We start from the raw sequence: 22,610 nt of genomic DNA on the forward strand, positions 1-22,610 counted from the left end.
AATGGTCTTGTCCCGGTGATGGAGGGTCTCTCGGCCACCCCGGAGAGACTCCGAGCGCCCGGGTGTAGCTGAGTCATCAGATTCCAGGGGTCTCCCGAAAAGACACGGATTTTCATGTGATTGACGATGGGTTCGCCCCAGGAATCTAATAAGAGAAATAAGACCCATCAATCGATCCATGTTGCCTTGACTGAAGAGTATAGAAAAACGATCTTCCTAACAATTTAACTTGGGAGGTTGCTCATGTTGGTTAGGATTTCCTGCATATTTGGACCACTTTTTATTTTTGCCATTGGCCTGATCGGGTCGGTGAGTTTCTGGGGGCAGGGAGCATCGGCTCAAGCAGTGGAAGCGCCAGTTGATTTTGTGATTCCGGAATCGATTAAGGGGTTTGATGAGGAAAAGGTCAAAAAAGATCCCATCTGTGATTCCAGCGTCCGTCCTCAAATGGATCATGTGAAACCGGACGAAATGAAACCCGGTGATACCGTTGTGGTGGAAGGCAAGAGTTTCGGGAAGAAAAAAGAATGCCTTTTCGGTGTGACTTTCGGGGCAGAACCGGCGAAGGCATTTACGTTAGTGGATGATGAACACATACAAGTGGTCGTGCCGGAAGGGTTACGATCGGGAGTTACATTTCTAAATATCGAGACGGGTGGTGGAACGGCACGAAAGGGGGTTCTGGTTCGCTCCAAAGATTAACTGTATTCCGTAATCGATGGAAATAACTCTTTTACATTTCAACCCATTCCGGGTTTTTTCAGTCTTGAGGTATTTAAGGACTGTTCTCATTTCTCGCTTCCAATAAAAAGTTTGTGTCTATCCGCATCTTCGCTCATCTGCAATAGGGTTGACTGGATCCAATCGGTTTCGACTGGCCTGTGAGCCTATTTAACCGCTAACCTATACCGGTTCAGCACGTGCTTGTTCCTCCCACTTGAGCGAATCCGTAATGGATCTTGCAGGGGAGACCGAAGGGTTTTCCCCGGAACGCCGCGCGGGAAGTTCCTTTTGTCCCGTCCCCATATTCTATTCTTAAAAAGATAAGAATATTTATTGCACAAATTGCTCGCGTTTAAAATTCGCCAAGGCTTGGCTCTCACATTCCGGGCATATGCCATGTGTAAAGGTCAAATTGGAGTGAGCGGTAAGGTACGTTTCCAGTTGATGCCAGGTGTACCTCTGATCACGAATTTTTTTGCATTCCGCGCACATCGGTAAAAGGTTTTCCAGCAATTGAATTCGCGCGAGAGCTTCCTCTTTTCGGGCGATGAGCGCATTGCGATGATACAACAGTATTGCAATGATCCATATCGCAAAAAGAGCTAATCCCCGATTCGTTAAAACCTTCCAAAATGGGACAACCAGAGGTTCGGGTGAGTAGAAAATCCCGACAATGGTTAGGATAGAACTGACAAGGGCTATCATGGGCATGGGCCATGCAGGATGCAGGAACGACGCGATCAAAACGGCTAAGATATAGGGGATGGCACAAGCAACTCCTAATGGTGTGTGAAGGTCTACATAGAATGTCCCGACAATTAAGAGAGGGGAAATACCCCAAGCTAACGGTTGTTGATTGCGGAGGCTGCGGTTTCCTTCCTTCCCGTTCTGCAAGGATTTTCTCCAAGTGGGGAACGTGAGAATCGAAATGCCTTTCTGAGATCCGGCATTGGGCAGCCAGCAAATTTCGCGGCATTATAAATGAGTGAAGGACGTTTTGATAGTTTCCATCAGGGGGGGAGTCTTAGCAGAGACTTTGGAGATTTTGTCTCGTAAGGGCAACAAGAGATTGAGAATCGTGAGATCGAGTCCCAAGGGAGTTCCCTGTGTCAAGCAATTACTAGCCAGCTAATTCCAATTACCCATGATGCCAGATGGTTAGCACCGGGTCTGCTATGCGCGGGCGAAGATGAGCTTTGTGAAGGTAGTGGCCGTCACAAACGAGACCGACGTCTTCCGCAATGCCTCGCGCGACCTCTGCTTCGGCGGCACTGTGATTGACCATAATGAAGGTACCGCCAATCACGAGATTATTGGCCACTTGGGCGAATACAGCGGCTGGATGGAATAGGCTGAGCGGTAATCGCCAGGCCAGTAAGGGCTTCGGAGTGACGAACGGATACCAGGCTGTAATGATTTCGGCTTGGCTGGTGAACCGGCGATAGTCGGCGATCACATACTCGGTCTGCGGCAAATCTTGAATATGCCCGCGGGCGTAATCGATGCGGCTTCGCCCGTTACAATACAGACGATGGCCATCTACCTCCACGCCTGCGAGGCGGTTCGGGTGAAAGAAGGTGTGTAGAGCCGCAGCATATGCGAAATTGGCACTTCCGAGATCACAGACCCGTTGGTTGGTGGGAACCCGCCACCCAAGAGCATGTTTGGCACGATCCAATATGTCCAGATATGAATAATTCAGAAGAGCAGTTTCAGGAGGAAAGGAATTCTCGAAGCGCGAACGATATGACCTCGCCAGTTCATCAGTTCTTTGTTGTTGGGTCTGGGTAAGATTGGTCAGTGGCCCCTTGGAGCTTTCGCGGAATGGTCCCCATGACCATCGCATGGCTTGTGAGGCTTCATACCAGAATCGGTGATAGCCCGATCGTAGGCGGTCGGCCAGGGATATGCCGTTCGAGCGTTGGCTATTAATCCAACCGTTGGCTTGTGCAGTAGTTTTCACTTCTGAGGTACCTGTTGAAGATGAACTGATGTCTTGATCGCTCTTTTATGTTTTTCGGTAGGGGGGAGAGTGGTCTTAAATGGTCATGCGAGAATTGTCAGCATGGATCGTTTGGCGTCTCGCACAATGGTAATTTTTCTTTTGTAGGACGAAGGGACCATGGGACCTGACTTATGGAAGCAAGACCATTGAATCTGAGAAGTTCAGCAGTGTGGTTTAGCCAAAACTTATGACAGGAGTGCGGGATTGTATTGAAAGGATGTCAAGTTGTTTATTGAAAAGCAACCGGGATTTCTCGATTTCGTGTATGTCTATTCCACCTACCATCCAGGAGTCGAAACCAAAGAACTCTTAGTCCGATGGCAGCATATCTTGTTATCGAATGACGAGAACGGATCGCGTGGCCTGGTGGAGTACGGTATGTGACACGGTGCCCAACACAAACCGTGTAATGGTCGAAGGATGGTGCATTCCCATCGCCAGGAGATCCGGTTCCGTGATTGATGCCTGTTCCAATATCGTATTCGCCGGGGCTCCTAACCCTACATATCCCTTAACTGAATCGTAAGAGTTCTTGAGTTGACTGACAGCTTGGTCGAGGAAATCTTCCGTGCTCTTCAGGGCCTGTTCAATTTTCTCCTCCGGTGCAGAGACGCCGCCTCGAAAGAGGGAACGAGGAATAGGTACTACCGACAAGAGGGTAATCTCTGTCTGTGGTTGAAAGGGGTGTTTCGTTAAAAACTGTCCAACCTTCTGAACATCATCGGGGCTTTGGATGGCAATCAGAATTTTCTTGATTTCCGTTAATGGCCCGTTGATGATCAGGACTGGACATGCTGCATGGGTCAGAACCCGTTGCGAGACACTTCCCAGAAAAAGTTCCTCGACCTGTCCTCTTCCCCGGGCGCCCATGAGAATAAGATCAGGATGTTCCTCTTGGGACACCGACAAAATATGCTCGGCCGGCGAACCTTCTTCCAATCGGATTTCCACATGTTTCACCTTGTCTGAGAGGAGAGCGTTGGTATGTGTTAAAGCCTGTTCGCCGTCTTTGCGGAGTGCCTCTTCTGCGACTTTTGAGAGGTCATAGGCAATTTCAGGCCCGAGCATTGAAAAGGTTAATCGGGGGAGATCAATGACGTGCAAAATAGTCAGTGTGCTAACTGAGGCCAAACTCATGACTGCCTTTGCGGCGTGAAAGGATTGTTCCGATCCATCAGTGGCTAGGAGTACTCGCATGTGTTAATTCTCCTCTTGTAATTTTTATGCTGATCTTGCATGGTCCTGTCTTCTCACACAGTCTGTGTATGGGGCGTGTGTGTTCTTGGGGATGAGCCTTTTTCTCTGGGTGACTCCAGGCGCATCTGTGAACGGTACCATGTCGAGAAGACCCCATGCTTTTATTTACCAAATTTCGTGGCACTCTCGATTCCAACAATGAGATCTGTGGAAGGCGTGGTAATGACCATGGAACCTTTATGTTTTCCCCTGGACCTTACTCGTATAGTATATTGAAAGAGCAAGGATCTATTGAGGTATCAGATCTAAGTCAAATGAATGGGCTTTTAACATGAAGGCAAAAGGAAAAGGGCGATGGGGGGGGGTATGGTATACAGTGATCTGCTTAGCGATTGCCATCTGTGTGGCGGGTGGGGGGAACGCGGTTTCCCAGGAGCCTGCTTCCTCCACACCCCGCCAGGTGGTGGAGCAGTGGGTTGAAGTATTCCCGGGGAACATTGAACTGGCTGCGGAGCTGACTACAACCGCATTCCGGGAAGGTGCGTCAAAAGAAGAATGGATTGCCACCCGAGGCCCCTACCTTCGGAACTTACAGTTAAAATATGTGCGCACCAACATAGCCCACGAAAAGATGGTCGGAGATGAAGCCCATGTAATCGTTCATGCTCACATTGTCACGGTGATGGGGGATCAGCCGCAGGATGAGTTGTACGTCCTGCTGAAGAATCCTGAGGGCAGGTGGGTGATCGATCAAGTGGAGGTGTATACGGAAACGTTTAATTCGAGTCCGTGAAACGGAAGGAGTTAGAACCAAATCAAATGATGCAGGTATGTCCCGCCTTGTTTTCTACCCTGCGATTTCTTTTATGAGATCCCAGGCAGAAATAATTCCTACCAGTTGACGATCTCCTTCCACCACGGGCAGTAAATAGACCGTTTTCGGAGTTTTCATGATCAAAGCCGCGCAGGCCAGTACGGAATCATCCGGCCGGGCACATGGAGGATGGGGGTTCATCACCTGAGTGACGGGGTTTGGTTTAAGTTCTCCGAGGCGTTCATGGAATCGTACAAGGTTCGGAGCAAAACGAACATCGGGAAGATCCCCTTGGGAAATGTAGGGAGGCATGGCCAATTCAAGAATCTGCCAGAAATTCAATGTTCCCAGTAACATCTTTTTCTCATCCACGACCGGAAAGTCCTGGAGGCGCAGATCCGCCATTTGGCGAAGGGCTTCCCCGATCGTCAATTGTGGAGGGATGGTATGTGGCTGGCGGATCATGATGTCCCTGGCGTTCATAAATACCTCATCCAAATGTAGAGGGTACTGATCAGCACTTGTAGGATCATGAGTGGAAAAGCGATTTTCAAGAAGGGTAAAAATCGAAATGGTACGCCATTTCGTTCCGCAATCCCCGCTACAATCAAATTCGCCGAGGCCCCTATCAGCGTCCCATTGCCTCCTAAACAAGCGCCCAACGCTAATGCCCACCAGAGGGTCTCGGCCTGTTCAAGCGGAATCCCAGCTTGCTGAAAGACCGGGAGCATGCTTTTGACCATGGGGATCATCGTGGCGACAAAGGGAATATTATCCACAATAGCGGAAAGTATTGCCGAAACCCAAAGAATGGCCAATGCCGTCACGGTGAAATTTCCAGCGGTCATACTCAACGTCCAATCTGCCACGGATTGTAATAGGCCGGTATGTTCCACGCCGGTGACGATAATGAATAGGCCACAGAAAAAGAAAATGGTAATCCATTCCACTTGCCCGAATAATGCATGGACTTTATGCCCTGCCTGTTCGTTGTCTAAGGAAAATGTGACGAGTAACAGGAGCAGGGCGGCGCCACCCAGTGCAATGGTGGCGGGTTCCATGCCTATCGAATGGGCTGAGGTAAATCCGAGAATGACCAGGCTAAAGACCAGGAGACATCGTTTCATGAGGCTAACATCACGAATGGCTTCATATTCGTTAAAGGCCATAATGCGGGCCCGGGCTTCTGGTGATGCGAACATGGTTTTTCCAAACATAAACCAAAGAGGGATGAGTGTGGCACTAAAGGCCACAATGGCGACGGGAGCCAGGTGAATCACAAAATCATTAAATGTCAAATTGGTAGCGGAGCCGATCATAATATTGGGGGGATCACCAATCAGCGTAGCGGTGCCACCTGTATTTGAGGCATTAATTTCTGCGAAGAGCAGAGGATACGGATTGATTTTCAGCTCGTCAGCAATGAGCAAAGTCACTGGAGCGACCAACAGCACCGTCGTGACATTATCTAAAAATGCTGAGAGCACTGCGGTGACCATTGAGAGCATAACCAGGATGCCCCACGGACTACCTTTGGCGGCCTTCGCGGCTTTGATCGCAAGAAATTGAAAGATGCCGCATTCTTTGGTAATTCCAACCAGGATCATCATGCCGGTTAAGAGGCCGATGGTATTGAAATCGATGCCTTGAATCGCTTGATCCTGCGTAAGGACTCCTGTCCCAATGACGACAGCGGCTCCAAGAAGCGCCACGATGGCCCGGTTAAACCGCTCAGAGATTATGACGGCATAGGTCAGGATTAGTATGGCTGTAGCCAGCCAAAGTGGGGATAATCCAAAGATTGTATGATTGGAGATTTCGTCCACGCTCCTGATGTCTCACCTTTTTGTTATCAGAAAATCAGGCCTGTTCAGGGAGTCGCAGGAAGATGCTGGTTTGGTGTCGAGGGTCCTGATGTGTCCTTTGAGAGGGTTCCTTCCGCCAAGGACGCTTTTTGCAAGGCCTCCAACCGGCTGGCAAAGCGGTGGCCAGGCCGTATTTGCACCAAGACCCCCAAGCCATCCAACGCCTTGGTCACGTGAGGCTGCATGCCCACGAAAAAGAGATGTTGGTGGTGCGCTTTGACGATATTCAACATATCTTCCACGGCCAAGGCTGCTGTGCCGTCAATGGCAGGGACCTTGGACAAATCCAACACCACACTGGTGAAGGTATTAAACCCCTTGAAGGTTTCCAAGCGGCGGACCATGGTTTTGGCCGATCCAAAGCTCATGGGGCCATCGACATGAATCAAGAGAATTTTCCCATTGGCTTGTTCCAGGATCCTGGCTTCTTCCGGTAAAAGAGGGGTGCTGGGAGTGGGATTGGTCACGATGTGGAGATTCGCCAGTTCCAAATCCGCCATGCGTTTGACAAAGAACAGGCTGGCAAAGACCATTCCCACAGCCACGGCCGTGATGAGATCCACGAGCACGGTGGTCAGCAACACCACGGTCATGATGACCACATCGATGCGGGGGGCTTTCAGGATATGTCGCAGGAAGCGCCAGTCAATAATATCGATGCCAACTTTGAAAAGGATGCCGCCGAGAACCGCTAAGGGAATTTTCTCTGCCAACGGGCCAAGTCCCAATAGAATCGCCAACAAAATAACCGCGTGAAGCGCGCCGGAAATCGGTGTCCGGCCTCCGGATCGGATATTGGCCACCGACCGCATGGTGGCGCCTGCTCCTGGGATTCCTCCAAATACCCCTGCGACCATATTTCCAATGCCCTGGCCAATAAGCTCGCGATCCGGGTCATGTTGAGTCCGGGTCATGTTATCGCAAACCAGGCTGGTTAGCAGACTGTCGATCGCTCCCAATAATGCCAGGGTGATGGCTGATTCCAATATGATTTGCAAGGTGTCCCATGTGAGTGTTGGCAGGAGGGGAGTGGGAAATCCCTGGGGGACTTCTCCGATGATAGGGGCATCAGGAAGGAAAACATAAGCGAGCGGGGAAACCACGAGGAGGGCCAATAACGAAGGAGGCACTAGTTTTGCCATCCGAGTGGGAGTGAAATATACAATGGCCAAGACGAGGGCGCTTGTCATGGCAGCATCCCACACCGGGTTTCCAAAAAATCCCGGGATAGCCTTGAGCGTCGCGACGACACCATCAGGGTTTGCCGCATGGCCTACCATGGGCCCCAATTGCAAAATGAGAATAATGCAGCCGATGCCGCTCATGAACCCGGAAACGACCGGATACGGGACCAGCGCGATATACTGCCCCACCTTGGAAAGTCCCAACAGGATTTGAAAGCCTCCGCCAAGAATCACCGCCATCAAGGCCAAACCAGGATTGCCCATGAAGAGTGTGACAATTCCTGCCATCACCACGGTCATAGGGCCCGTGGGACCGGAAACTTGAGCGGGGGTGCCTCCGAAGATCGCAGCAAAAAATCCGACGAATATGGCCCCGTATATACCGGCAATGGCTCCTAATCCCGAGGCGACGCCAAAAGCGAGTGCCAACGGTAGAGCTACGACAGCGGCTACCATTCCTCCGTAAATATCACCACGGAGGTTATTGAAATGTAACCCGTGAACAAGCCCCATAGGGCATATCCTTGAGGAGTAATAAATGATGAAGGCTGGCTGGGAGGAGATTTCACTCTATCTCAAGGTTCTTCGTCAAGGGGCGTAAGCAAGGGGTTTTCCTAGAAAAGACAAGGGGGAAATAAGGAGGATTGGGGGAAAGGCTGATGCCGGAATGGGCTCTAAACTTTGGTACAGGAAAGGTTAGTCAAGGGAAATTAGAATTTCCAATCCCCCCATGACATCATTTAATTTAAAATCCCGTTTGGGACTTTCCTGGTGGGCATTATGGCAGTTGACGCAGGCTCGGCTTACGGCTCGATCAGGAAAAATAACTTGATAATAAGACTGGTTGTCCACCTGGATTTCTTGCTCGGTCACTTCTCCATATTTAACAACTTGTTCCAGGGCTTTACGCTCCCGGTCATTGTGAGGTGAATTCTCCGGATTCAAAGGCCAAAGACCCATCAACCGGTAACGAAACGGTTTCCCGGGGGCCTGTAATCCACGAGAGGCCTCCTTGAAAAATTGTGCGGGCAACGGCAATGTCCGTTCCTCCCGCCAATTTTCTGTTGCTGTGACAATCAGCATGTCTTCCATCCGTTCCACGATATGTTGGGTATAAAAGGTCCGGTCTGCTTGAAGGACGGCATGTAAATAGTCTGCGACCACACGAATAGGAATGCCATCCCGTGGTGTAATTTTTCCCCCGATGCCCACACCAATTCCCAAGGAAATGAGAATGGAGAAAAGGAGTATGAAAAAGAACTGACGAGTCATAAGTCTATCATTACCTTGTTGGTCTACATCCTCTCTGTCCTGCACATTCTTCGCTTGAGGGGGAATTATGCAAAACTATAACAGGAGATCTATAAGACCTCATACTTTTACATACATGAAATTGTAGCTATGGCAATCGGATGAGGGACAACGGCGTAGGAAGGCAATCAACCGTGGAGAATTAAAAAAATCGGAAGGGGTTCGGACTTAATCCAAACCCAGCCGATTTATTAATTGGATAACAATGATGGTGAAAATTACTATGAGAGGGACATGTTCCATGTTAGAACCTCGAGAGTACCGCCCAAGTGATGAGTAAAATTAGAGTAAAGCCTTCCATTCTGTTCATTCTCCTGATATTTCTGGATATTGTTTGAATAAATCTGCAAGGTAAATGCCAATAGATGTTATCTTGATTGTTATTGAAAAATTCAAAAATATCATTGACTTATATGTTTTAAGACGTAGTTCGTCTATTATTATCATTGGAAGTGTGCGAATTTATTAAGTAAACACTGTGCGTTATCGCTCGATTTTTGAAGTTAGTAGAGTCAAATGAGTGAGAGGTACTAAACACACGTTGGTTATCTCATGGGAGTTGGTCGAGCAGGGTTTGGCGGATTAGAGGAAACGCATCATTCGTGAATGAAAGAGCACAAAAGTGGGAGGGTTAAGTAGCGATTCAGAAAGTTACTAAAAGAATTTGTTACACAATCGGTGGAGGCAGGGTCATGCTTGTCAAAGGCTTGAGCCCTGAGTTTAAGCCTAGGGAGTTAATGGAGGAATTTTTTCCCCGTATCTAGAGAAGAAGGTGTCGAAAGGGAAAGGCGAATGAATGAGGAGATCCCCGGCTCATGCCTTAGGACCTTTTTGGCGTATGAGAAAAATTTTTTCGTAATTGGATGTAATCGTCCAGTGTCTGTTTAGAAATCTGAAGATAGCGAGCCGCCCGTTCTCTGTCCTGCTTGGTGAATCGCAGGACTTCATCAATCACCATGACTTGTATGTCTTGTAGGTCGTGTTGGCCAATCTCAAAAAGCACCCGACCAATATTTGGGGAGAGTCCGTCTCCCCCGCCAGGATGTTGAGAGTAAAAGTCCAGAGAAGTAAGAACTGGTCCTTGGGAGCACAATACCGCCCTGCGAATCATGGCCTCCAATTCTCGGATGTTCCCAGGGAATGGGTAAGTATCCAATAGCGGGGGGATGGAAGAATCAATGTCGAGTTTGGGACGGCCGATTTCTTCACCATAGACCTGAATGGTTTTGATCACCAAGGGGACGATGTCTTCTTTGCGTTCACGAAGGGGAGGAATAAAGAGTTGCCGTTTTTGGAGAAGAGACAGTAATTCTGGATGAAATATGTCCTTGTAGCCTGTCTGATCCTGTGGGGTTGCACTGGTCACCACAAGTCGATTGTTGATGGGGAGACGGTCAAACCCTCCCATTCGACAAAATGAACGGGTACGAATGGCCTCGGCCAATGATCCTTGAACTGGAATGGATAAATGTTCTATCTCATCAACAAATAGTGTTCCTCCATCGGAATGTTCAAGTGCTCCGGGCATGCTTTGGCTTGCACCACTGAATGCTCCCCGTTCATATCCAAATATTTGTGGCTCAAGGAGGGATCCACTCCGTTCATTGCAACTGACCGTGACAAACGGGCCGAGGTGTTTGCGGCTATTATAATGAAGAATGCGTGCCAAGAATTCCTTTCCCGTCCCTACCTCCCCTTGAAGGAACACTAAGGGGGCGTCCTGAGCGTCGAGAATTTTGAGTTGTTCAATGACCTTGGTCATGGCTGGACTCCTGGCGATTACATGTTCCCAGGAATATTGCCGTTGTTTCTCGGAAGCAGAGAACTCAATTCGACGCCTTAACTCCAGGAAGGTAATGGCTCGATGTAAGGCTGGCTCAACCGTTGAGAAATCAATCGATTTAATTAAGAAATCATACGCTCCGAGCCGCATTGCCTCTACCGCATCCTCGACGCTCCCATAAGCTGTCAACATGAAAATCAGGGTTTTAGGAATTGTTTGTCGAATCTGTCGTAAGGTTTCGAGTCCATCCATTTCTGGCATTTTAAGATCCAGGAACAGCAAATCAGGAATTTCATGTTCCAATGCCTCAATGAGCGAGGCTCCTGAATGGAAGCTTCTCACGAGGTGCCCTTTTTTCACTAACCGACGACTTAATGCAGAACATACATTTTGATCATCGTCGGTCACAAAAATTGTTGCACGCATAGCAGTCCTTGTTTAGGAGATCAATTTAGAAGTTGTACCGCCATTTTATTGTACTTTCCCATCTTTGGTCATTGATATCAACCGCAGAGGAGTTCTGGAAGAAGTGATTTTTTTAGGTATGGGGTCTTTTGTAATAATTGGAAAGAGAGCCACAGCCATCGTCCTGAATTCAAGGGGCATTGGATAACTATCAGGACTGACTTTCAGAAGATCTCGACCTCAATGAACCATGAATGGGGTTGAGGCAATGTGTTTGGATGTCGTATATCCTCTTTCGTAGCCGCACTCACCACGGCTCCCAGCCATAGCGCAGAGGTTCAACCATTTCAATGTAGTTGTACGTTTCCGCCAGGTAGATGCCGATCGCCAACCCGAGAATAGCAACAAACAGCCATGCTTTCGTTAAGGCGTTCATTGGCGTGTCCTCCGAAAGGCTATTTACGCAAAGTCTATACCCATAGGGTACCTCTGGAATTTTGGTGTTCAACAGTTGAGTCCCACTAATGGTATTCGTTGGTTCCACACAATTATCAGTCATGTCGGTATCAATAATGTTTGCGCCTTATTGCTGAACACAATCAGCCAGCGTGCGATGATGCACAGGGGATTATGTGTGAAATGGCACCAGTTTTCAAATTTTGGTCACTATGCATGAAGGCAGAAGCCAGGGGAAATTTGATAGGAACGTAAGGCAAATTGTGAAAATGAAAATTATTATGACCGGCTTCTGTCTTGTATGGATATTCGATGAAAAATAGTAGAGTGGTATGTTTAGGCCTCCATTTCTTGCTTGGAGGCCTGTTAGAGGAAAATCTTGCACATGGGACTGAAAATGGATCGCTTGAAAACTGTTTTGCAACAGCTCAATAGGCTTTCTGCTTTGAGGTCGGAATGGCTGGATTTGAGTGTTGAACGTCGAACGCGTTATGAAACGTTTAATCAAAGTTTTACGAAAGGCACAGCAGAAAGTGATCAGATGGTTGCGCAGCGGACGAGAATTTTGTTGGGAATTGAGAATATTTGGAACCCTATCCGATTCACACTGAACTCGCAGCTTTTCGGGCTCCTGTGGCTGATCGTGGGCAGGATCACAAACCCAATTTTGTCGATCATCTGGATATTTTTCAACTCCATCTTGATCTGGTGTACCAGGATTTTTTGTGAACAGGAAGCTCAAGCAGCCTTGAAGTCGGCCGTTTAGTCATGGATTCTGGAGAAGGGCGTCTCGTGGCTGGGCACCGTTTTGGGAGCTTCACTCCATCATTTGATGGTGTGCAATTGACCCTTGGTGGGGATGAAAGCTCTGGTTGGGGACTTCGGGCCTTTGTCACGCAACCGGTTCAACGTCATACGGTTAGACCGGATTGGACTAGCCCCATTAGCTACTTTTCCGGTGCGGCGATCTCAAGCCGCCATGTCCCGTGGGCTAATGGTGAGTTATATTTGAATGAGTTCCATTATCCTTCCAAAGGGAAAGAGGCCTCTTTCTCCTGGTCCTGCCGGAACAAGATTGAATTTCGCACAGGGCACACCGTACGAAATCGCACAGAGGAGCTTGCCGGGAAAAGGGAAGCTACGTCGGCCAGGAAAAACCTTGGCAGAATAATTTGAAATGTAAAGGAAAGTCAGAAAGTTTTCTTTGGGACGGACCTTTTTATTTAATGGCATGTAAGTTGCCGATGATGCTTGTGGGGTAATGGAAAAGCATGTCATTGGGATTTTGGATAGTCAATGAGGGACTAGGCGGAGGCAAGAGGAATGGACCACGTGACTGCGGGTATTCGTGAATATTTCAAAGATTTTAATTTCAAAGAAAACTTCAAAGGGATTACCAGCAATGTGAGAGGGGATGTGTTGGCGGGGATCACGGTGGCGATGGTGGTGTTGCCCATGGCCCTGGCCTTTGGTGTAGCTTCCGGGCTCGGGGCGATTGCTGGCATGTGGTCGGCAGTGGCGGCTGGTCTTATTGCGGGTCCATTAAGTGGGTCAGCATGGTCGGTGGGTGGGCCGACCGGGCCGCTGACGATCCAAATCCTTTCCATGACTCAAACCAATAAGTTGGCTGATGGGAGTCCAGATTTGGTTTTCGTGTTCACGACCGTTGCCTTAGCGGGCTTTCTTTTAATTGTGATGGGCTTGTTGAAGCTCGGGCAGTTTATCAAGTTTACCCCCTATTCAGTCATTTCGGGATTTATGACGGGTTTGGGTGTGTTGTACATGCTGCTTCAACTCAACCCATTTTTGGGACTTCCCGGCGTCAAAAGTATCACGTCCGCCATTACGGAATTACCATCTAGTTTGGCCCATGCATCGCCTGTGGCGATGGGAGTCGGGGTGTTGACCTTACTCATCGTGGTGTATTGGCCAAAAATTTCTCCCGTGACCTGGTTGCCTGGTCCATTGATTGGATTATTGGCAGGTACGGTCACAACCGTCGTGTTCGGGTTGGACATCCCGAAAATAGGAGATATCCCCACCGGCTTACCTGAACTGTATATTCCTGATCTCACGCTATTGGAAAAAGCTTTTGTCCCGGCTGCGGCTTTGGCTGGATTATGTGTATTCGATAGTCTCCTGACCTGTCTCATCGTAGATAATATGACTGGCACTCATCACAACAGTGACCGGGAATTGGTTGCTCAGGGATCAGCCAATCTCTTCTCAGGTTTGGTTGGAGGATTAGGTGGAGCCACGAATACCATGCCTTGTGTCGTGAATATCCAGAGCGGGGCACGAACCAGGTTGTCCTCTGTCACAATGGGACTTGTCCTGCTTTCCTTTATTCTCGGTCTGGGTTCTCTGGCTGCCTCCATCCCTCTTTCCGCTTTGGCGGGGATCCTCCTCAAAGCCGGCTATGACATTCTGGATATGCGAGTGCTCCCTGTCGTCAGAAGATTGCCCACGTCTGATTTGATGGTGTTTGGACTCGTGGTCTTAATGACCGTATTTTGGAATCTGCTGTCCGCCATGGCAATGGGACTCGCAGTGGCCTTTTTCCGTTTCGTGAAGGATCAGTCCGATCGCTATAAGGCGGATCTCAGCCAACGCGATGAGGATGTAAAACAGGAAGAAGAAGACCTCATTTTTTCCTTCGCCAGGGACTATGCCAGGAAGATCAGTCAGAATGGGGTCAATATAGGCGAGCTTAGCGGTCGTTTTGAACATATCGTTCGTGATCGGCTTATCATCGTACGTCCCCACGGTCCCTTATTTTTCGGTGCGATTGATTGGCTGAATGAGACAGTGGAACATCTTGACGGCAAAGATGTGCTCATTATTCGTTGCAAATGGTTGGATGAATTGGATTTATCCGGTGCCTATGCATTAGGAGATTTAATTGAAGCGGCCAACTGTCGCGGGGTGGCGGTATTGACCGCTGGCATGTCCCCTCGAACCCGACAGGTTCTTGCCGATTTAAATGAGCTTTCCAGGTTGAAAGAAGATTATATTTGCACACATTTCAATGAGGCCCTGGATATCGCAATGCAGATCGTGGAAAAGAAGGCAGGTGACGCTGGGCCACAGGCCCACAAAGAACCAGTACTGGCATTCAGTTAGAAAACGGTTATGTTCTCTCCCCAACAAACCGGGCGAGATTTGTAAATATGACATTCCGCTTCCTTCGTGTATTTGAACAAAGTTTTCTCGACCATGCTGCGAATTGGTATAAGGGGATTTTTTTGAAAGTGTCTTATCGGGTTCATTGTACGGCTTTTCCCGCCATTTATTTTCGTTTGTGATCACAGACTGTTCCAATCCGACCATGCCATTTTTATTCGTTAGTTGGAGTCCGCCGATCTGTCAACTTGTTCAGAAACTAGACTCTGCATACGGGAATTATCCTGAGCTGGACAGATCTCATAATGAGATTAGACAGGCTATTGGGGTATAGTGGATTGGGCTCGATGAGGTAGGACAGGTCTGTTAGGGGAGAAGGCTTGAAGGGACCGCAAGACGGGTTTTGAGGATTACCAATGTCTCTCAATAAATTATTTTTAAATCTTCCGATTGCCAAGAAACTCCTTTTAGTCTCGGGTGTCCCGGTTTTGGCCGTCTTAATTTTGAGCCTGGTGACCTATAGGAGTGTGCAGACTTTTTCGCTGGATGAAGACCGCCTCAATGATGTGTATCATGTGCAAAGCGCGTCATCTGAATATATGCGATTGGTTGTGGATCTCGAAACCGGATTTCGCGGTTTTATTCTGACCCAACAAACTCCGTTTTTACAGCCCTATCTGGCAGCCAGACAACGGGTGATGTTACTGGGGAATTCCTTGAGACAAATGGTGGAGCCGATTGAGGACCAACGACAGTTAATAGAATCTGTTCAAAAAATGATCGGCCAATTAATGAACGACAAAGATCGGATTATTGAACGGGTCAAAGCGGGGCACCCGGAGGAGGCCATGAACTATGTGGAGAGCGAGAAAGGTCGCACGCTCATGCTCGCGATTCGTGAAGAGATGGCTCGCTTTGATCGGCGGGAGGTCATGCAACTGCAAAAGGCACTTGGGAGTAGCGCCGCAGACCGGGCCGCCCTGATGGGAGTGGTTGTGTGGGGAGGGTCGTTGGCGTTGATTTTATTGTTGGTCCCTCTTCATCTCATTGCGCGTTCTATTACCGGTCCTTTAACCACTTTGGTCAAGGCCGTGGAAAATGTTTCAGGTGGGACCATCCCGAGTATTCCAGTTTTCCAAAGAGACGATGAAATTGGCGAATTGACGAAAGTCATGCAGACAATGGGCACTCAAATCCGAAATCATATCCGCCGTATCGAACAGTCGGAACAGGAACTCCGAACGCTGAACCATGATTTAACCTCTTCGGAGGCCAAATATCGAGGAATAGTGGATTATGCGCCTATCGGGATATTCACGGCAAAAGAAGTCCACCTGATTTTTAGCAACCGGCAGAATTGGATTCTAGCCGGCAGGAGTTCCGATGAGGTGTTGGATCCCGAACACATGTGGGAGGCCATTCATCCGGATGATCGGGAGGGTGTGCGCGAGACGTTTCAAGATGCCTGTCATCAGGGGGAGCCTTTTGAACGGGTCTTTCGCTTTCTGCATCCGGATGGAACTGTTCGAAAGGTCTTATGTCGGGCGGTACCGATTCAGGACGAAGGTGGTCAGACGATGGTATACCAAGGGTTTAACGTGGATATCACGGCTTTAGAGCATATGCGTGCAAAGCTGAACCGATCTGAACGATTGGCGACGTTGGGCCAAATGGCTGCAGGTATTGCCCATGAGATTCGGAATCCGCTTGTGGGTATTGGGTCAACCACGACGTTGCTGATGGATGATTTTCCTGAGGGTGATTCACGGCATGATGATCTTGTGACGATTCTCAAGGAAACCCGTCGATTGGACCGCATTGTAAATCAAATCGTTGACTTTGCGCGGCCAAGAGATTTGCTTCCCGTGACCTTTCAACTGAAAGATCTGGTTCTGGAATCTTTGCAGGTGCTCAATGAACCAATAAAACAAAAGAACATTCAGGTCGAATTTCATCCGTCAGCCAATTTGGACACCATCCAGGCTGATCGAGATCAACTCAAGCAAGTGTTGCTCAATGTGATTCAAAATGCCGTTGAGGCAATGTCGGATGGGGGAAGTCTTTGTCTTTCCATTGAAGAGGAAAGCATCGAACGGAAACCTGGGCTTCGTCTTAAAGTTAAAGATAATGGAACGGGAATCAGTCCAGGCGCCCTTCCTCGAATTTTCGAGCCATTTTTCACAATTGGCAAAAATCGCGGTACCGGACTGGGATTGCCTATTTGTCGGAATATCATCGAAGCCCATGGAGGCGAAATTCATGCAGAAAGTCAGTCAGGACTGGGGACCACTATGACATGGTGGCTTCCTTGCGTTTGCCAACCCCAACTCCCAACGGTGTAACCAATGCGCGCCAATATTTTTGTCACGGATGATGATGATGTAGTTCGCCAAGCCATCAGCCGACGGCTCGCGAAGCGACACCATCAAGTTCGGAGTTTTGCGTCGGGAGAAGCCTTATTGGAAGCTCTTGACCATGATATCCCTGATCTGATTTTGTTGGACTTGAAAATGGCCGGATTAAGCGGGCTGGAGACTCTCAAGAATATTCGTGCCAAATCTCAGCAAGCCTTGGTCATTCTCCTTACGGCCTATGGCACGGTTGAAGAGGCAGTGGAAGCCATTAAACTCGGGGCCTATGATTTTCTGATTAAAAGCGTCGATTTCTCCAGCGTGGAGCCCGTGATCGATCGAGCATTGGACTATCTGAGTCTCCGTCGCCGTATCGACTTTGAAACGCAGGATAGGCCAGGCCGATATGCCTTAAACGGTTTGATTTCCAATAGCCCTAGTATGAAAGAATTGGTTGGACAAATTCAGGAAATGGCCAAAAATCTGAAAACGACCGTGCTCCTCTTTGGAGAAACCGGAACAGGTAAAGAATTTGTCGCACGAGTGCTCCACCATAATGGTCCTCGGGACAAAGGTCCGTTTGTGGGAGTGAACTGTACAGCCATTCCTCAGGAATTATTTGAAAGTGAGTTGTTTGGCTATGAACGCGGGGCTTTCACGGGGGCAAACCAGCGCAAACTCGGCCTCTGTGAGCAGGCCGAAGGCGGGACTCTCTTTTTAGATGAGATTGGAGACCTCAATCCCTCAATGCAAGCCAAATTGCTTCGAGTTTTACAGGAACGTTCGTTTAAGCGGTTGGGGGGGCAAGAAGATATTGATGTGGATTTTCGTCTGATTGCGGCCACCAATCGGGATTTGCGCAAAGATGTGACGCAAGGCAGATTTCGGGAGGACTTGTTTTTTCGGCTGAATGTGGTGTCAATGACTCTCCCACCATTACGGAACCGAACAGAGGATATTATCCCGCTGGCTCTAGCGACGTTAATTCGACAAAGCAGCGAACTTGGTAAAGAGGTCACGGCGATTGAGCCAGAGGCCCAACGGCTGTTGGAACGCTATCCGTATCCGGGAAATATTCGTGAACTCGAAAATATTATGGAGCGTGCGACTATTTTTTGTCGTGGGAAAAGCTTGACGGAAGGGGATCTGCCTCGTGAAGTTCATGAAGAGGCACGTTCCTCAGTCAATGCGGTCGCTCGAGGGGATCAGCAGGTTGTTCGCATGGAAATGATTCTTGGGGAACAAACCCTTGCGGCCATTGAAAGTGATTTAATTGAGGAAGTCATGCGATTGTCTGATTATAATAAAAGTCTCGCTGCCAAATATCTTGGCATTACCCGCTTTGCTTTGGACCGTCGCCTCAAAAAAATTCCCGAGTCTTGATCTCCCCTGTTGTTACCTGAGGTAGCCCTTCCATGATGATGGTCGAGTGTTTGTCTTCCAAGAACGTGTAGCTGTCCTGAAGTGTTTCTTCAGGACAAATTGGATACCATCTTTGTTCACAGAGAGAAGGGGCCATCCCTAAGATGATTTTTTCGATTTTTTAGAAGAACAACGATGCCAATGATTCCAATCAACAGAGCCAATCCTCCCATCTTGCTATTCTCCTTTTCTGATTCCGTTGCTTCTCTGTATTTTTGCTCGCTATCTGTGTCTTGTCGGGCAAAGAACTGTGTCCCGACCAATTCTTAACTAACTTGTTCCTATCCTTCCTGTTTTTTGGGGAATCGTTAAGGTGTCTGTTTAAGCAAGTATGCTGGATGCCATGAGTGATGGAATCTGGCAGCCAGATTTATTGCTAAGGAACATGCGTCACAGTATTCAGATGATGAGCGCGCAAGGCGGTTGAAAAAACTTTGGAGACCAAGTGTATCCTTGCTCGTGGTCCATATGTTGTTTATTAGTCTGAAGGCTTGAGGTTGAAAAGCGTTGTGGCTAAAGCAAACCGCTGGTAGAATTGGGTGCTCATGAAAATCGCCATCACTCATGCTTGCTGACGTGGTCCTGCCGGGCAGGCGTTTCCAGGTCTTCACTTATCAAGTCCCCCCCCATCTGCTTTCCCTGCTTCATGTGGGAAGCTCCGTGGTCGTGCCTTTAGGCTCTGCTGTCGTTTCTGGAGTGGTGGTCACCATCTTTGAGGCCAAAAGCTCTTCTTCCCTCCAATCTCAATTCCGTCATAAACCCCTTCGCGACATTCTTTCGTTGGAGGGCGATGTCGGGAGCAGTCCTTTGGAACACAACCTTATTCGGTTGGTTGAAAAAATTTCAGATTATTATCTGGCTCCTTTTTCCGCATGTTTGCGGCTGATTGTTCCCCCACATTCGATACAAGTGATGAGGCGTTTAATCCTAACCGACGATGGTCGTCAGGCTTTGTTGGACAGGTCGTTGCCATCTGATGTCCAGTTGGTCCTTCGAAAGTTAGAGCGGGCTCCCAGGGGATTACTCCGATCCTCTCTTATACGAACAATGAACAATGTTCCAGCTTTTCTGACTCGTGCGAAAAAGAATGGATGGATTACTGAACAGACGATCATGTCCTCGGGGTCCAAGGGGCCAAGTCCGGTCCGGGGAATCAGTGCCGGAAGAAAGCCGGTGCCTTCTATTATCCGAGGGTTATTTGATTCTCCTGAAGAAGAAGCTAGGGAACTGCCGGAATCTGCCCGACGAATGGAGTCCAGTTCCTTTCACGACATCCGGATATGGAAGGATCTGGTGTCTGCCGTGCAGTCCGGTAGTTTTCAGGAGGTGCCTGTTGTGGGATCGGAATCCGTCCGACAGGATCTGTTATTGAAATTGATTCAGACCATTATAGATCAGGGCCGTCGTGTGCTCATTCTTGCTCCCGAAGTGCAGGAAGTCGAAATCCTTGGGGAACAGGTTCGATTCCGGGGGAGGATTCAGGTTGAGATCTATCATGGCCATCTTTCGACAATGGTTCGTGCTGCTCGATGGGAACGGATTCGACAGGGTGATGTACAGGTCGTGGTGGGGACTCGATCTGCGCTATTCCTGCCTATTCCAAATTTGGGGCTCATTTGGGTCAATCAAGAGGAGAGTTCGTCCTTTAAGGATGAGCATCTTCCGTATTTTCATGCTCGGGACGTTGCGCGAATGCGAGGCGATTGTGAGCAGGCGCTCGTGGTCTATGGTTCGACGCGGCCTTCTTTGGAACTATATGGACGTTTCCCCGAGCAGGTCGGTGAGGCACTGGAAGGCCCATCACAGCAGATTCCTCAGGTGGAAATGGTCGATTTACGCACTTTACCTTATGAGACCATTCTATCTCCGGTTTTACTTTCCAGGATGACTCAGACCTTGAAGGAGGGCGAGCAACTTATTTTACTTCTCAATCGCAAGGGGTTTTCCGGTGCCCTGGTGTGCCGAGATTGTGGGAAGACTCCGATCTGTCCCACTTGCGGAGTTCCAATGAAACTCTATCAGCGTCCTTCACGTTTGGTGTGTACCTACTGTGATGGAATCGGACCAACTCCTGAAATCTGTCCCACTTGCCATGGCAGGGTGTTTCGATTTTCTGGTACGGGAACCCAGCGATTGGAGGATGAGGTGACTCGTCTTTTTCCGGATGTTTCTGTCGCCCGGTTCGATCGGGAGAATGTGAAAACTCCCGAAGTGGCCGATGCGATCTTGCGCCAATTCCGGCAACGAAAGATTGGAGTATTGATTGGGACGGAATTTTTGGTTCATCAGTCAAATCCACCCATGGCTCCGGTGATTGGGTTCCCTCAAGCCGATCTTGGGCTCCATATTCCTGACTTTCGATCAGCCGAACGAACGTTTCAGATGCTGTCGAGGGCTTTCACCTTGGCCCGGAATGGGCAGGAGCCAGGGGAAGTGATTCTACAAACCAGAATCCCGGATCATCATGTACATACTGCTATTGGGCACCATCGTCCCAGAATGTTTTATGACCACGAACTGCAGTTGCGTAACCTACTAGGATATCCCCCGGCTACCCATGTGATCTTGGTGGTTGTAACTGGGGAACAGAAGCCACGCGTTCAAAGGGTTGTGGATTTTCTGCAGCAACGATTGAAAGCTTTTGAAGCGAGAAGAGTTCCTTGTGCAGAGGGGAAGGGGATCATCGGAGCATCAATGATCTTGGGGCCGATGGTATCTAAGAAACCCGGGCGGATTAAAAAAAATCGCGTACTTTTTTTGATCAAAACGGATGATTTATCGGAAGCACAGCGAGGCCTTCGAGCCATACAGCTGGAGTATGAAGCGGAATTTCACAAAGATCCTGTGATCGTTGAATTCAATGTTGACCCCATGGACATCCAGTAGCAACGGGTTGGTCTCATACGCGTGATGATTGCCTCCTTGACTGTTTCTTCTGGTTTTTTGTTTTGGGAACGGTGTTTGAAGGGGCGGGCGGGGAGTTTTTATCTCGAGTGCGTTTGAAAATACCATAGGCGAAGGTCATCCAGAACACGCCGGAAAACAGGCCAAACAACACGGCGGTAAAAATTCGTTCCAATTCTTCTAATGGAGGTTCCGGTCCCAGCTTTTGAAGGTCGGCCATTTGCATGATGGGCCATGCCAGACTTTCTACTCCTAAGAGGAGCGTGGAGGTCGCCCAGATTAATCCAATAGACGGACATTTCCAGACCAACAGGATAGCCAGCCCGATGGCCAGAGCAATTCCGATGGGTATCGGTAAAGCCCCCACTAATAACCAGAGTCCCACCGTAACCGTGAGGCTACCCAAAACAGCGTTCAGTTGATGCCACAAATGATCATTCATCTCGAATCGTCCTAGAAATTCCTGTCAACGTTGCCCACCTTACCATAGACTTTCGTTGCCCAGCATCTTGTATTGTCCTGGTGGATGATCATGCATGCGGCGATTGGATCTAGCGACCAATATCATTCAACGGTTCAGTGGTGAGGGAATAGGCCCCGCGAGGGTTATTTTCCAGGTGGTTGGATTGGTGGAGCTCTCCAGGTGTTGGCGTGGTTTCACAGTCCGGAGTAAGCACGATTCCCCAATGCGCATTGTCTGCACAGGTATTGTCGAGGATAAGCGCTTTGGCGAGGTGAAAGAGGAGAATGCCACTGAGCATATTTCCGCGACAGATGTTTTTAATTATATCGGGTCGAGTGCCCTCGTCCCGTGCGGCTATTCCAAAATGATGATTTCCAAAACACGCATTTTCGCGCAAATAAGGCTGAGCTCCGGCAAAAGAAAAAATACCGGACTCCCGATTATGAGAAACCTCGTTGGCGAGCAAGGTCGGGCGGCAATCCGGTCCATAAATCACGACTCCGGATAACAGTCCTTCCGTGGCCCTGCAGTGAGATATCGTGCATACCGAAGCAGTGGACCCCATGTCTTGGACAGAACATCTCGGATGCTAAGTGAAATCTTC

At 48.9% G+C, this 22,610-nt stretch carries 19 protein-coding genes; 8 read left to right on the plus strand and 11 right to left on the minus strand.

The features are described from left to right. Positions 1-243: 243 nt before the first annotated feature. On the plus strand, positions 244-702 hold the full coding sequence (locus PJI16_00725; GenBank protein ID MDT3776084.1) for a DUF5008 domain-containing protein: 459 nt from the start codon (positions 244-246) through the stop codon (positions 700-702). A 351-nt stretch (positions 703-1,053) separates the two neighbouring features. On the opposite strand, the gene PJI16_00730 is transcribed toward PJI16_00725, so the two are convergent. From PJI16_00730 to PJI16_00740, 3 genes are all read right to left on the minus strand, one after another. Then, positions 1,054-1,617 carry a hypothetical protein gene (locus PJI16_00730; protein MDT3776085.1) on the minus strand — a complete coding sequence of 188 codons (564 nt, stop codon included), beginning with the start codon at positions 1,615-1,617 and terminating at the stop codon, positions 1,054-1,056. Positions 1,618-1,861: 244 nt separating this feature from the next. Beyond that, positions 1,862-2,686: a hypothetical protein gene (locus tag PJI16_00735; GenBank protein MDT3776086.1), complete on the minus strand. Its 825-nt coding sequence runs from the start codon at positions 2,684-2,686 to the stop codon at positions 1,862-1,864. 375 nt (positions 2,687-3,061) lie between these two features. Further along, positions 3,062-3,925, minus strand: a complete 864-nt coding sequence (locus tag PJI16_00740; protein MDT3776087.1) for a universal stress protein — start codon at positions 3,923-3,925, stop codon at positions 3,062-3,064. Between the two features lie 331 nt (positions 3,926-4,256). Here PJI16_00740 and PJI16_00745 point away from each other — a divergent pair, with 331 nt between their 5' ends. Next, a complete protein-coding gene (locus PJI16_00745) occupies positions 4,257-4,718 on the plus strand; it encodes a hypothetical protein (GenBank protein MDT3776088.1) in 462 nt (153 codons plus the stop codon). A 54-nt stretch (positions 4,719-4,772) separates the two neighbouring features. On the opposite strand, the gene PJI16_00750 is transcribed toward PJI16_00745, so the two are convergent. From PJI16_00750 to PJI16_00775, 6 genes are all read right to left on the minus strand, one after another. Continuing rightward, the gene (locus PJI16_00750) at positions 4,773-5,222 is read right to left on the minus strand and encodes a CBS domain-containing protein (protein MDT3776089.1); all 450 of its coding nucleotides are present in this window, start codon (positions 5,220-5,222) and stop codon (positions 4,773-4,775) included. Beyond that, on the minus strand, positions 5,219-6,565 hold the full coding sequence (locus tag PJI16_00755; GenBank protein ID MDT3776090.1) for an ArsB/NhaD family transporter: 1,347 nt from the start codon (positions 6,563-6,565) through the stop codon (positions 5,219-5,221). Before PJI16_00755 ends, PJI16_00750 begins: the two co-directional genes overlap by 4 nt. 44 nt (positions 6,566-6,609) lie before the next feature. Then, entirely contained in the window at positions 6,610-8,301 is a 1,692-nt protein-coding gene (locus PJI16_00760; GenBank protein MDT3776091.1) for a SulP family inorganic anion transporter, read from the minus strand. Positions 8,302-8,484: 183 nt separating this feature from the next. After that, entirely contained in the window at positions 8,485-9,060 is a 576-nt protein-coding gene (locus PJI16_00765) for a DUF3365 domain-containing protein (GenBank protein MDT3776092.1), read from the minus strand. Between the two features lie 859 nt (positions 9,061-9,919). Continuing rightward, positions 9,920-11,308, minus strand: a complete 1,389-nt coding sequence (locus tag PJI16_00770; protein ID MDT3776093.1) for a sigma-54 dependent transcriptional regulator — start codon at positions 11,306-11,308, stop codon at positions 9,920-9,922. A gap of 286 nt (positions 11,309-11,594) precedes the next feature. Next, the gene (locus PJI16_00775; GenBank protein MDT3776094.1) at positions 11,595-11,846 is read right to left on the minus strand and encodes a hypothetical protein; all 252 of its coding nucleotides are present in this window, start codon (positions 11,844-11,846) and stop codon (positions 11,595-11,597) included. Between the two features lie 282 nt (positions 11,847-12,128). Between PJI16_00775 and PJI16_00780 the strand changes: the two genes are divergently transcribed. From PJI16_00780 to priA, 6 genes are all read left to right on the plus strand, one after another. After that, positions 12,129-12,509 carry a hypothetical protein gene (locus tag PJI16_00780; GenBank protein MDT3776095.1) on the plus strand — a complete coding sequence of 127 codons (381 nt, stop codon included), beginning with the start codon at positions 12,129-12,131 and terminating at the stop codon, positions 12,507-12,509. A 26-nt stretch (positions 12,510-12,535) separates the two neighbouring features. Then, positions 12,536-12,919 (plus strand): hypothetical protein, encoded by a 384-nt coding sequence (locus PJI16_00785; protein ID MDT3776096.1) that lies wholly within the window; start codon positions 12,536-12,538, stop codon positions 12,917-12,919. Between the two features lie 147 nt (positions 12,920-13,066). Continuing rightward, the gene (locus tag PJI16_00790; GenBank protein ID MDT3776097.1) at positions 13,067-14,866 is read left to right on the plus strand and encodes a SulP family inorganic anion transporter; all 1,800 of its coding nucleotides are present in this window, start codon (positions 13,067-13,069) and stop codon (positions 14,864-14,866) included. 416 nt (positions 14,867-15,282) lie between these two features. Then, positions 15,283-17,208: an ATP-binding protein gene (locus tag PJI16_00795; GenBank protein MDT3776098.1), complete on the plus strand. Its 1,926-nt coding sequence runs from the start codon at positions 15,283-15,285 to the stop codon at positions 17,206-17,208. A 3-nt stretch (positions 17,209-17,211) separates the two neighbouring features. Continuing rightward, a complete protein-coding gene (locus tag PJI16_00800; protein ID MDT3776099.1) occupies positions 17,212-18,600 on the plus strand; it encodes a sigma-54 dependent transcriptional regulator in 1,389 nt (462 codons plus the stop codon). Positions 18,601-19,203: 603 nt separating this feature from the next. Further along, positions 19,204-21,525: a primosomal protein N' gene (gene priA, locus PJI16_00805; GenBank protein ID MDT3776100.1), complete on the plus strand. Its 2,322-nt coding sequence runs from the start codon at positions 19,204-19,206 to the stop codon at positions 21,523-21,525. 13 nt (positions 21,526-21,538) lie between these two features. Here priA and PJI16_00810 read toward each other — a convergent pair whose 3' ends face one another. Together PJI16_00810 and PJI16_00815 are read right to left on the minus strand one after the other, a co-directional pair. After that, complete coding sequence (locus tag PJI16_00810; protein MDT3776101.1) at positions 21,539-21,985, minus strand: hypothetical protein; 447 nt, start codon at positions 21,983-21,985, stop codon at positions 21,539-21,541. A 109-nt stretch (positions 21,986-22,094) separates the two neighbouring features. Continuing rightward, positions 22,095-22,571, minus strand: a complete 477-nt coding sequence (locus PJI16_00815) for a right-handed parallel beta-helix repeat-containing protein (GenBank protein ID MDT3776102.1) — start codon at positions 22,569-22,571, stop codon at positions 22,095-22,097. Positions 22,572-22,610: the final 39 nt, after the last annotated feature.

The organism is Nitrospira sp. MA-1 (genome assembly GCA_032139905.1).
Lineage (GTDB): Bacteria > Nitrospirota > Nitrospiria > Nitrospirales > UBA8639 > Nitrospira_E.